10 protein-coding genes and 1 tRNA gene are annotated in these 11,894 nt (G+C 73.9%); 1 reads left to right on the top strand and 10 read right to left on the bottom strand.

Going from position 1 to position 11,894, the window contains the following annotated elements:
* Window positions 1-486: 486 nt before the first annotated feature.
* Window positions 487-562: transfer RNA gene (locus IEX37_RS12595), tRNA-Arg, on the bottom strand.
* Between the two features lie 56 nt (window positions 563-618).
* Window positions 619-2,190 carry a serine/threonine-protein kinase gene (locus IEX37_RS12590; protein WP_188756624.1) on the bottom strand — a complete coding sequence of 524 codons (1,572 nt, stop codon included), beginning with the start codon at window positions 2,188-2,190 and terminating at the stop codon, window positions 619-621.
* A 131-nt stretch (window positions 2,191-2,321) separates the two neighbouring features.
* Between IEX37_RS12590 and IEX37_RS12585 the strand changes: the two genes are divergently transcribed.
* Window positions 2,322-3,284, top strand: a complete 963-nt coding sequence (locus IEX37_RS12585) for a hypothetical protein (RefSeq protein ID WP_188756623.1) — start codon at window positions 2,322-2,324, stop codon at window positions 3,282-3,284.
* Here IEX37_RS12585 and IEX37_RS12580 read toward each other — a convergent pair.
* The 8 genes from IEX37_RS12580 to IEX37_RS12545 form a co-directional block, all read right to left on the bottom strand.
* The gene (locus IEX37_RS12580) at window positions 3,268-3,912 is read right to left on the bottom strand and encodes a hypothetical protein (RefSeq protein ID WP_188756622.1); all 645 of its coding nucleotides are present in this window, start codon (window positions 3,910-3,912) and stop codon (window positions 3,268-3,270) included. The two genes, IEX37_RS12585 and IEX37_RS12580, sit on opposite strands and share 17 nt — an antisense overlap.
* A gap of 20 nt (window positions 3,913-3,932) precedes the next feature.
* Window positions 3,933-4,748 carry a lytic transglycosylase domain-containing protein gene (locus IEX37_RS12575; RefSeq protein ID WP_188756621.1) on the bottom strand — a complete coding sequence of 272 codons (816 nt, stop codon included), beginning with the start codon at window positions 4,746-4,748 and terminating at the stop codon, window positions 3,933-3,935.
* Window positions 4,745-6,538 (bottom strand): serine/threonine protein kinase, encoded by a 1,794-nt coding sequence (locus tag IEX37_RS12570; protein ID WP_188756620.1) that lies wholly within the window; start codon window positions 6,536-6,538, stop codon window positions 4,745-4,747. The genes IEX37_RS12575 and IEX37_RS12570 overlap by 4 nt, the downstream gene beginning before the upstream one ends.
* A gap of 28 nt (window positions 6,539-6,566) precedes the next feature.
* Complete coding sequence (pstB, locus tag IEX37_RS12565) at window positions 6,567-7,331, bottom strand: phosphate ABC transporter ATP-binding protein PstB (protein WP_229663254.1); 765 nt, start codon at window positions 7,329-7,331, stop codon at window positions 6,567-6,569.
* Between the two features lie 268 nt (window positions 7,332-7,599).
* Window positions 7,600-8,460 (bottom strand): sortase, encoded by an 861-nt coding sequence (locus IEX37_RS12560; protein WP_229663252.1) that lies wholly within the window; start codon window positions 8,458-8,460, stop codon window positions 7,600-7,602.
* A 155-nt stretch (window positions 8,461-8,615) separates the two neighbouring features.
* On the bottom strand, window positions 8,616-9,452 hold the full coding sequence (locus IEX37_RS12555; protein WP_188756618.1) for a hypothetical protein: 837 nt from the start codon (window positions 9,450-9,452) through the stop codon (window positions 8,616-8,618).
* Window positions 9,445-10,557: a DUF916 domain-containing protein gene (locus IEX37_RS12550; protein WP_188756617.1), complete on the bottom strand. Its 1,113-nt coding sequence runs from the start codon at window positions 10,555-10,557 to the stop codon at window positions 9,445-9,447. Before IEX37_RS12550 ends, IEX37_RS12555 begins: the two co-directional genes overlap by 8 nt.
* 146 nt (window positions 10,558-10,703) lie before the next feature.
* Complete coding sequence (locus IEX37_RS12545) at window positions 10,704-11,879, bottom strand: hypothetical protein (protein ID WP_188756616.1); 1,176 nt, start codon at window positions 11,877-11,879, stop codon at window positions 10,704-10,706.
* Between the last annotated feature and the right edge of the window lie 15 nt (window positions 11,880-11,894).

Raw genomic sequence — 11,894 nt, 5'->3', positions numbered from 1 at the left:
TCCCGCCTCGGTTTCGACTCCGCCGCTACGCGGCTCCGCTCAACCCGTTTCGACTCCGCGGCTCCGCCGCTCCGCTCAACGAGCGGAACCTGAGCACCACCCCGCCCCGTTCCTTGTTGAGCGCGCAACCGGAGACCCCGAACCCGGTCGTTGAGCGAAGCGAAGCGAAGTCGAAACGGGCTGAGCGAGCGCAGCGAGTCGAAGCCGAGCCCCACCCGCCCCACCTCAACCCGGTGCGAGCGCGCCAGCGCGAGCGTGCGGGCGCGAGTGCGCCCGCCAACCAGGCGCGAAGCGCCGGCGCGCTGAAGCGCAGCGGAAGCGCCTCCCTCGCGGAGCGGCCCCTCGGGGGCCCGACGCGTGGGAGAAAAAAGAAAACGCGTGGGAAGAAAAAAGAAAGAGCGTGGGAGGAGAAAAGGAAAGCGCAACACCCGCGGGAGCCCGGCCTGCGGCCGAGCTCCTCAGAGACACATGTCCCGACTCATCACATGGCGCCCCCAACAGGATTCGAACCTGCGACCTTTGGTACCGGAAACCAACGCTCTATCCCCTGAGCTATGGAGGCCTACCGAGAATACCAGCCCTCGGGGGCCGCGCCGGTCAGGATGCGGTCGGCTGGCCTCAGTCGGCGCCGCGGCCCCCGCCGCGCTCGCCCGAGTTGCCAGGACCGGCGCCTCGGTCGAGGCCCTTGCCCTTGCCCGGGTGGTCCTGGTGCCGCTCGCCGTCGCCCTTCGCGCCATTGCCGCGGTCGGCTCCCTGACCGGCGGGCGGAGCGTCGCCGTCCTGCTCCGAGACCGGATCGGGCGCCGGGGCCTCTGGCGCTTCCCCCACGGGCTCGCCGTCGGCACCGCCGTCGGGAGTCACGCCCGCCGGCTCCCCCTGCACCGAGTCGGACGCGGGCGCCGTCTGCCGCACGATCCCCCCGCCCTCCTGCACGGCGCGCACGTGGGGTGTGGCGGGCGCGTCGGTCGCGCTCACGACTCCCCACGCGGCGCCGGCGAGCGCCGCGGTGACGGCGCCGACCAGCGCGACGCGCCCGACAGCGGCCGTGCGCGAGCGGCGGGCGCGACGCGAGCGGCGCCGGGGCGCGGCGTGCGTGTCCTCCCCGAGCTCGCGGGTCGTCACGGTGAAAGGGTCACCCGCCGCATCCCCGGCCTGATCCGCGTCGGCCGCCTCGAAGGGCGCGGTCGCCGGGGCGTCCTCGAGCACGGCGAGCCCGGGCTGGGGCGTGGTCGCGGGCGGATCCAGCAGCGGTGCCGAGGCGGTCGACGCCCCCGGCACGGCGGCCGTCGGCTCTGGCTCCCCCGCTCCCGTGCTGGCCGCGGCGTGATGCCCGCCCGCCGGCAGGGGCGCCTGCAGCGCGCGCGCCCGGCGCACGACGTCGCGCGCGGACGGGCGGTCCGCCGCCTCGATCGCGGTCATCGCCGTCAGCAGGGACCGCCATCCGTAGCCGAACGTCCCCGGCACCTCGGGCTGCGAGTGCAGCCGCGCGATAGCGGCCTCGATCGGACCCGTCTGCGGGAACGCCCGCCGACCGGTCAGCGCCTCGATGAGCACCAGCCCGAGCGCGTACACGTCGGAGGCGGCGGAGGGCTCCGCCCCGCGTGCCTGCTCCGGCGAGAAGTACGCGGCCGTGCCGATCGCCATGCCGGGACCGGTCACCCGCGCGGCGTCGGCGAGGTAGGCGATGCCGAAGTCGGCGAGCGTCGCGCGATACGGCTGGCGCGGGGTCACGGTGGAGCGCAGCAGCACGTTCTGCGGCTTGATGTCGCGATGCACGATCCCCGCCGCGTGCACGGCGTGCAGCGCCTCGCCCAGATCGACCGCGATGTCCGCGACCTCCTCGGGGGGCAGCGCGCCCCGCGCGATCCGCTCCGCGAGCGTCCCGCCCTCGATGAACTCCATCACGAGGTATCCGGATCCGCCCGGCTCGGATTGCGCGTCGTAGAGGGTGACGAGCGAGGGATGGTTCAGGGCCGCCAGCAGGCGCGTCTCCGACTCCCGGCGGAGACGGTCGGCGGGATCCGCAGCGGCGGCGGGGAAGACCTTGATCGCGACCGTTCGCCCCAGCAGCTCGTCCGTGGCCCGGAAGACGCGACCCATGCCTCCCTCCCCGACGAGCGCGTCCAGCCGGTAGCGTCCGTCCAGCACCTCTCCTGGATGGACGCCTCCGGTCGCACAGGCGAAGCTCATGTGACCAGCCTGCCGTCCGGCTCGGTTTCCCTCATCGGGCTTGACGCCCCCGAGCCGTCATGCAAGACCGAGCCGTCATGCAAGACCGCGCCGCCATGCGAGCCGCGCGCGCATGCGGCATGCTGAAGTCCATGGAACCTCGCCCGAAGGCATCCCTCGCCCTGCTGTGCCTCGCCGCCGTCTCCATCGTGCTCGCAGGCTGCGCCACGCCCACCGAACCGCCGTCGCAGCCCGGCGGGCCCGCATCCGGCGGCCCGCTCGTGACACCGGGCCACCCCGTCACGGTCATGGACACGGGCGACGGCGCCGAATTGTGCCTGGGCGCGATCGCGATGTCCTATCCCCCGCAGTGCGGCGGTCCCCGGCTCGAGGGCTGGGACTGGGCCGAGTGGGACGGCCACTTCGAGGACGTGAGCGGCAGCCGCTGGGGCGAGTTCCACGTCGTGGGCACCTTCGACCCCGAGACCGAGGTGTTCGTGCCCGTGGAGGTGACCCCGGGCGCGGACTACGACTGGTCCGCCCAGGGCGGCGACGACGCCCGTTCCCCCGACTTCTCGACGCCGTGCCCGGCCCCCGAGGGCGGGTGGCGGGTGGCGGATCCCTCGCGCACGACGATGCAGACGCTGTCCGACGCGCTGCAGACCGCCACCGGACTGCCCGGATACGCGGGCGCCTGGGTCGACCAGGCCGTCGACGAGCCGACCGAGTCGACCGAGCCGCCCGCCGGGGACGACGGCACGGCCGGTGCAGGAGACGGCTCTCTCGCGGATGAGGGAGCCGGGAGCGACCCGCTGCGCACCATCCTCAACGTGCAGGTCGCCGAGGACGTCGCGAGCGCGGAGGCGGCGCTGCGCGACGTCTGGGGCGGCATGCTGTGCGTATCGGAGGCCGAGCGCACGGAGGCCGAGCTGCAGGGCATCCTCGCCGCCGTCACCTCGGCGTCGGGAGGCATGCTGACCGGGTGGACGGACGCGCGCACCGGCACGGTCCACGTCGAGGTCGTCTACGACGACGGGTCGCTGCAGCAGCAGCTGGACGCCGAGCACGGCGAGGGCACCGTGCTCGTCTCCCCCATGCTCAAGCCCGTGGGCTGAGGTCTCTCGGTTCGGGCTGGGCCGTCTTCCTGCGCGACCGGCGCTGTTTCGGCGGCCTGCCCGCCCCGGGCTGCGGGGCCGTGGAGACGGGCGTCGACGGCACCGCGGGCACGACGGGTGCCGGCGCGTCGGCGGGCCAGGACTTCTCCGGCATCCAGTCGTCGTTGACGCGCGCCCGCAGCGACGCGTGGGAGACGAGCACGCCCGTCGGCAGCGTGGGATCCGAGGTGTCCTCGACGCTCACGGCGCGCGGCAGGCCGTCCGGCCCCTCCGCGTACGTGTACACGACCCACGGCGAGCCGCGCGTGATCCACCGCGGCGCCCGCAGCCGCGGCAGCGGCGGCAGCTCGGGCGGCAGCGGCATCGTCCCCAGCAGCACGTCGTGCTCCGTGAGGCTGGCGAGCAGGATGGGCCAGCGCCACTCGGTCACGTTCTCGGCGTCCGCGAGCGTCGGCACGCTCGGGTAGGTCGCGCAGGACACCCAGACGAACTTCCCCCGCTTGGGCCACACGTAGGCGACCAGGACGATCGCCCATCCACGGTCACCGTCCGGATCGGCTCCTCCCGGCACCAGCGACAGGTCCAGGGCGTACACCTGACCCGGTTTCAGGGCGTGTCTCATCCTCACGTCGTGATTCCTCTCGTGCGTCAGCGGACAGCGGCGGCGTAGCGGTTCGCGAGTTCGGCGACGGCGTCCACGTAGGAGTCGAGGTGGTTGTACGAGAAGACCGCTCGACGCCACCCCTCCGGGTGGTCGACGGGCCCCGACGCGCACAGGTAGCGCGCGGCGGCGAGCGCCGCGTCGTCGAGCTGGTGGGGATCTGCGATCCCGTCGCCGTTCGCGTCGGCGCCCCAGCGGTTCCAGGTCTCGGGAATGAACTGCATGGGTCCCACCGCGCGATCCCAGGTGCGATCCCCGTCCCAGGCGCCGTCGTCGGTGTCGCGGATCGCCGCGACGCCGTTGCCGTCGAGTACGGGACCGAGGATCTCGGGCTCGACGCGCCCGTCCGGCCCGAGTACGGCCCCGCCGTGGCTGCCGTGGCCGGACTCGATCGCGCCGATGGCCGCGAGGGTGTTCCAGTCGAGACCGCACGCCGGCTGCTCGACATCGATGGCGAGGTCGGCGCGGGCGTAGGCGGCCAGGGCGCGGACGGGGATGTCCGTCGCGGCGGACACCCGGGCGAGCCAGTCGGAGCTGACGTCGACGCTTCCTCGCCAGACGCCGTGGGCCCCGGCCGCGGGGGTGCCGGAGGGCGGGACGTCCTCAGGCGACGCGCCGCCGGCGGGCGCGGTGTCGGCCGACGCGGGCGCTTCGGCCCGGAGGGCGTACGCCGTGACGGGGGTGCGGTCCCGCTCGGCGGCGGGATCGAGGCGCGAGAGGTGCAGGACGCCGGCCGCCGTCACGAGCACGATGAGCACGCCGGCCGCGCCGAGCACGAGGTCCAGGATGCGGCGTACGGTCATGGGCTCTGTCCCGTCGGAGTCGGCGTGGGCGTGGCGGGGGGCGGCCCGGCTGGCGGCTCGGGCTCGGTCGGCGGCCGCACCACGAGGGTGACGGTCACGCCCACGCGCAGCACCGTGCCGACGACGGGCTCGACGGCGACGACCGCGGCGGCGGGATCCGCCACGGGAGTGACCTGCACCGAGAAGCCGGCCGACTCCACGAGGGCGCGCGCGGTGCCGAGTGAGTGGCCCACCACGGACGGCACGGAGTTGCTGCCGCTCGTGACCGTGATGCCGACCGCGGAGCCCCGCTCGATCCGCACGCCCGCGGCGGGATCCTGCCGCACCACGCGGTCGGCCGGCTCGGCGCCGTCGGTGCGCAGGACGGCGCCGAGCACGAGTCCCGCGTCGCGCAGCGCCGCCTCGGCATCCGCCAGGGTGCCGTGCAGCAGCGGCACATCGATGAGCTCGGGCTCGGGCGGCGGCTCCTCCTGCGTCTCCTCGGGCGGCGGTGACGGCGCCGCGGGCACGTGGTCCGGCGTGCCGGTGGGCGTCGGCAGAGAGGGCGGCGGCGTGGAGACCGAGGGGCGCGGAGCCTGCGCCGCACCGGCGGTGCGGGGGTCGGACGCGGCGGCCACCCAGGCCCCGAGCACCGCCACGGTCACGACCGCCGCGGCCGCGATCGCGCCGCTCGCCGACCGACGTCGAGCGCGCCCGGAGTGCGCGTCCCCGCCGGCGCTCCCCACAGGTGAAGCGGCGGAAGCGGCGGAAGCGGCGGACAGATAGGACAGCTCGCCGTCCAGCGGGGTCCGAGCGAGGACGCGCGTGGCGCCGGTGCGATCGGCGGTCGCCTCCGCGATCGCCGCGGTCTCCGCCTCGGGCTCGGACTCGGCCCCGGGGAGGGCGCTCGCAGCGGGCGTCGGCACGGCGGATGTCAGCGCGGCGCGCAGCTCCCCGGCGTCGCGGAAGCGGTGCGCGGGGGTCTTCGCCATCGCCTTGGTCACGATGCGATCGAGGGAGCGCGCGGCCGGCGCCAGCACGGAGGGCACGGGCGGCGGGGCCGCGACGTGCGCCCGCATCGCCTGCTCCGTCGTCGCGCGCGGGAACGGCGGGGCACCCGTGAGCGCGAAGTAGAGCACGGCCGCCGCCTGGTACAGATCGCTCACCGATCGCACGGGAAGTCCCTGCGCCTGCTCGGGCGACATGTACGCGGCGTTCCCGACCACGGATCCTGACCCCCGGTCGGCGAGCAGGATGTCCGCGCCGGTCGTGCGGCGCCCGGTGGCGTCGGCGAGCCCGAAGTCGAGAATCCGCACGGCGTCCGGACGCAGCGGCCCGTCGGACCCGCTGAGCACGATGTTCTGCGGCGAGATGTCGCGGTGTACGACACCCGCCCGATGCGCCGCCTCGAGGCCGTCGAGCAGGCCGACCAGCACGGCGACGGCCTCGACGGGGGCCAGCGGGCCCACCCGCTCGACGTGTTCGCGCAGCGTGGGCCCCTGCACCAGGTCCATCGCGATCCACGGCTGCACGACACCGCCGGCGTCGTGCAGGCCGGCGTCATGCACCGCCACGATGCGCGGATGCGTGACGACACGGACGCGCTCCGCCTCCCGCAGGAACGCATCGCGCGCCGCCGCGTCGGCGCACAGGTGCGGGTGCAGCACCTTGACGGCGACCTCCGCACCGCTTCGGACGTCGACAGCTCGATACACGGCTGCGCTGCCGCCCGAGCCGAGCAGCTCTTCCAGCCGGAAGCGGGCGCCGACCAGGGTGCTGTCGCCGTCCCGCTCGTCGCGGTCCTCACTCACCGGCACGCTCCCATCCGCCGGCACGCTCCTATCCGAAGCGGCCGTTGACGTAGTCGTAGGTGCGCTGGTCCTGCGGCTCGGAGAACATCGCCTCCGTGTCCCCGTGCTCGACGATCGCGCCGGGCGTGCCGCGAGCCGCGAGGAAGAACGCGCACTCCTGAGACACGCGCTGGGCCTGCTGCATGTTGTGCGTCACGATCACGATCGTGACCTCCTTCTGCAGCTCGGCCATCGTCTCCTCGATGACACGGGTCGAGGTGGGGTCCAGCGCCGAACAGGGCTCGTCCATCAGCAGCACGCGCGGCTTCACGGCGAGCGAGCGCGCGATGCACAGGCGCTGCTGCTGACCGCCCGACAGTCCGCCGCCGGGGGCGCGCAGGCGGTCCTTGACCTCGTTCCACAGGCCCGCCTTCGACAGGCAGGACTGGACGAGCTCGTCCTTCGTGTCGCGATCGGCCCGGATGCCCGCCAGCTTCAGCCCGGCGATCACGTTGTCGTAGATCGACATCGCCGGGAACGGGTTGGGCTTCTGGAACACCATCCCGATGTGCTTGCGCGCGTCGGTGAGCTTCTTCGTCGGATCGTAGATGTCCTGCCCGTCGAGGAGCACCTCGCCCGCCAGCGAGGCTGAGGGGACGAGTTCGTGCATGCGGTTCAGGATGCGCAGGAACGTCGACTTGCCGCAGCCCGACGGTCCGATCAGCGCCGTCACCTGGCCGGGGCGCATGGTGAGCGTGACGCGATCGAGCACCTGGTGGTCGCCGAACCACGCCGAGATGTTCTCGGCATGCAGCTCCGCGAGCCCGGGATCCGCAGGGTCCGCCAGCGACGGCAGCGGCGGCACGGACGACGACACGGACGACGGCACGGGGGCGGAGACGGGCGGTGCGACGGTGGTCACGTCCGCGGCGGCCTCGGCCGAGCGACGCACGCGGCGCCCTTCGGTCACGGGCGGCAGGACCTCGGTCACCGAGTCGGACGCGCCGGCGGCCGGCATGGGGTCGGAGGGGGTGGTGTTCACGGTTTCTCCAGGCGGATCGGGGGTGACGCGTCGGCGCGTGTCACAGCAGGTTGGGAAGGAGCAGCGTCACCTGATCGGCGACGAGCAGCGCGACCAGCAGCAGGACCGGGGTGAACACGATCACCGTGCGCCGGCGCCCGAAGCGCGACAGCGACCATGCCGCGGCGACGAGCGACGCGACCAGCAGCTGTACGGTGAACAGGGTCTGCCAGAGGTGGCGGGCGTCGCCTGCGAGCTCCTGGTGCTCGGGGGGCAGCGACAGCGCGGTCGTCTGACGCGGTCCCGCGGGCTGCGCCTCGGTGATGAGGCGCGCGTCCACGCGCGCGATCCCCTGCGGGAAGTACGGCGCCCCGCGGGCCGTGGTGAGCACGAGGCGCCCCTCCCCCGGCTGCACGGCGGGCGGCGCGGGATCGCCGGCGTAGCGCACGCCGATCACCTCGTAGACGTGCTCGCCCTCGCCTGTGGTGACGGTCAGCTTCTCGCCGGGCGACAGCTGCTGGATGCCTCCGAACGGACCTCCGTACGCGGCGGCGCGTCCCATCAGCACGCTCACGCCCTCCTGGCCGGGCAGCACGGTGCTGCGCCGATGCCCGGGACCGAGCTTGAGCTCCCCCGCTCCGGTGCCCTCGACGATGACCTCGGACACCCCGAGCGCAGGGATCTCGATGATGCCGACCGGCGCGCCGTCCCGCAGCAGCACGTCGTCGAATGTGCCCTCGGACACCGGCGCGGTGCCCTCCTCCAGCTGGGCGGCGTACTCGCCCCGCAGCCCGTTCTGGGCGATCGCGTGCGCGAGGTGGCTGTACACGACGACGCTGAGGACGAAGCCGATCAGGAAGACCGTGAGCAGCCCGACCACCCCGCGCGCGAGACGCTGCCGGGGCGAGAGCGGCTCGAGCACGCGCGGCGGCCGTCGGGGCGGGCGCGGGGCCCGCGGCGGCTTCGGCGGCTTCGGCGGACGCCGCGAGCGCGTCGGAGCGGGCCGCTCCTCCGGGAGCGCGGGAGGCGCGGGAGGCGCGGGAGGTGGGGCGACCGCGGGCGGATCGGCCAGGGCGGTCATGCCGCGGCCCCGGGCACCGGGGTGGCGGCCACCGCGCGCTCGCGGAGGAAGCGGAACCCGAACACGGCGGCGACGATGAGGCCGAGCGTCACGAGCAGCGCGATGGGCGGGACGAGCACGAACGCCTCGCGGGCGACCTCCTCCGTCGCCGCGTCCCCGATCTTCTCCGGGGGCACGAACGTCGCCGACGCGGAGTAGAACGTCCACGGCCCGGGCGACGCGAACGACGCGCGCGCCTCCTCGGCGATGCCCGGCTCGAGCTGGCGCACCGCGACCGACTGGCGTCCGATCTCCATGCCGAAGAACGTCGTCAGGACGAACTCGACGCGGCCGTCGAAGCGCTCGGGCGAGAGATTGCGCACGGGCAGCCGAACCGTCACCTCTCCGCCGTCCCACCACAGGGAGGGACGCACCTCGCTCTGCAGCGCGCCGACATAGAACGTGCCGTCCGCTGCCGCGGGCTCGGGAGAGTCGTCCTGCGGGGTCTGCGCTCCGGGCGCGGGGTCGGACGTGCCGCCGCCCGCGGGCCACGTGCCGCTGCCCGACGGCGTCTGGGCGGGACCGGCGGGGGCAGGTGCGCCACCGCCGCCCGCCGGGTCCTGGCCGCCACCGCCGCCGCCTCCGGCGCCGCCCCCGCCAGATGTCTGCACGACCTCGACCTGGATCGTCGGTCCGGGCAGGTCGGGCACGAGCGCCGTCGCGGGTGTCGCGAGGAGCATCGCGGTCGCGATGCCCGCCGCTGCAGCCCCGAGCAGGCCCCGGCGCAACCGGCGCCGGAACCGGGCACCCGCGGCATCGCGGATGGACTGACGGACGATGGTGGTGTCAGGCACGGTCGTTCCCTCCCTGAGACGCGACGAGCGTCTGCTCCGGCTCTTCCAGGGCCTTGCGTCGCGCCTCGGCCTCCATGTGCTGCATCCAGGCCGCGGCACGCTTCTCGTCGCTCTTCCGCCGCTGGCGGATCACGAGCCACGCCGCCGCCGCGACGAGCAGCACCGCGAGCAGCAGCCACGGCACGGCGATGATCGTGGTGTCGCGGAAGCTCTGCGGTGCGTTGACCGGCTCCGACATCTCGCCCTCGGCGAAGGGCTGGATCGCGACCGCCGGCTGGAGCAGGCCCCAGGCGCCGATGCCCGGCACGGTGACCTCGACCGTGCGCGCGTTGCCCGGCAGCAGCTCCGCGAGCTCCTCCCGCACGTAGCCGTCGTCGCCGCCGAGGTGGATGCCGAACCAGGTGCGCACGTCCGCGACCGAGCGCGCGGCGAGGGCGACGTTGCCCGTGTTCTGGATCGTGTAGGTGATCGTGACGTCCCCGGCGAAGGGGTTCCAGCTCGTCGAGTGCGACGCCTCGAGGCTGCTGACGGCCAGGAGCGGCTGCAGCTCACCGGAGACGCGCACATACATCCGGGAGGCGATGCGCCGGTCGACCAGGACCTGGCCCTCGGGCGTCACGACCGACGCCCCGATGCCGCCCGCGTGGTCTCCCGGGCGGGCGTCCGCCGGAACGGTGACGGTGAACGGGACCAGCCGGCTCTCGCCGGGCTCGAGAGTGAACCGCAGCCGGCCCGTATCGCCCTCGAAGCGCACCCACGTGCCGATCTCGGACGGATCCTCCTCGGTCGCGAGCAGGCCGTAGTTGCCCTCGTTGTCGTTGTAGGCGTCGGTCGCCAGGATCGTGAACTCCTGGGCCGTGGTCCCCGTGTTCGAGACGAGATAGAAGTCGTTGACCTGCTGCCCCGGGTCGAGCTCGTAGCTGAAGCGCGTGCGGCCGTCCGCATCGCCGGTGTCGGTTGCGGGGGCGCCCGAGACGCCGATCGTGTCGTCGGCGCGCGCGGTGAGCGCGCCGCCGAGCGTCAGGACGAGCGCGAGCAGCGCGGCCGCGACGGCGACGACGAGGGGCCGGGCGGCGCGGGATGGGGTGAGGGAGGGTGCGTTCACGATTCGGGATCGCATTCGGGATGCGGCCGCGGCTGCGGCGTACGGACGGGGGTGCTGCGGATGGCCGGGAAGCGGGTTCCCGCGGGCATACGGCCGGGTGCCGTATGCCCGCGGGCGCCCGATACGGGCCGATCCCGCTGTGCTGCTTACTTGGAGACCAGCGTCATCGTGAGCTTCGACGTGTACGTACCCGCGTCCGCACCCTTGGGGGCCTTGAACGTCAGGTCGGCGTCGAACGTCGCCTTGCCGCGCGCGGCGCCGGCGGCAGCCTCCGCGAACGTCGACGGGTAGATAGCCGAGCCGGCCACCTGCTCGGCACCCGCCGTGACGCCGGCGACCGGGGTCACCAGGACCGGCTTCACGCCGAGGGCGCTCTTGAGGATGTCCTCGCTGCCGGCCTTTTTGAAGTCCTCGACCGCCGTGGTCAGCTCCCAGCCCTTGAGCTCGACGCGGTCGTCCGTCACCGAGAACTGGCCGAGCTTGCCGGTCGAGACCGACTGGCCGTCGACGATCTTCGCGTCGCCGATGCGAGCCGTCGCGTTGGCGGGCGCACTCAGCTCGAACTTGCCCGTCGGGGGCGTCGTGACGTCCTCGACCACATCCGCCTCGACGTTCGAGGTGAAGCTGCCGCCCTCCGGCGCGGCCGTCGGCGCCTTCCAACCACCGGCGCCGTTACGCAGCGTCGGGTCCCACTCGCCGTACGCCTGACCCCAGACGTGGCCCGCGGGGGGCTGGACCGGGTCGAAGCGCCAGTCGCCGCTGCCCGGCTCGACGATGATGTGCTGGAAGAACATGCCGTCGGGCGAGACGTGGATGCCGTTGAACTTCGTGAACGCGATGCCGACGCTGTACTCGCCGCCGGCGGCACGGACGCCGCCGTTGCCGGCGGGGCTGCCGTTGCCCGGGGTCGACATGGCGCCGAAGTTGATGGTCGGCAGCCAGATGCCCGGGGCGCCGGGGCCGCGGAGGCCGATCGGCTCGAAGGCGTTCCACTCGTTCCAGAGGTGCTCCTTGCCGCGCGGGGCGATGAAGGTGAACGCCTGGGTGGTGTCGGGGTGCGAGAACGTGAACCGCTCGTCCGCCATATCCTGGTTCCCGGTCGAGTTCTCCGGCTTCGCGAGCGCGATGGTGGCCTCGGTCCAGCCGTAAACCTTGCCGAACTCCTGGAGGATGCCGTCGCCGGCATCGGCGGGCCAGAACCCACCACGGAAGCCCGGGGTCGTGGTCTCGGCCGCGTGAGCGGGGGCCGCGAAGCCCGCGATCACCAGGCCGGCGGCGGCCACCGCGATGGCGGCGCGCTGGGCGATCTTCTTGATGGACATTGCAGTCGTCTCCTA

Origin of the sequence: Microbacterium album, from assembly GCF_014643695.1 — a bacterium.
Taxonomy (GTDB): Bacteria; Actinomycetota; Actinomycetes; order Actinomycetales; family Microbacteriaceae; genus Microbacterium; species Microbacterium album.
This window is presented reverse-complemented; position numbering and strand designations above follow the sequence as displayed.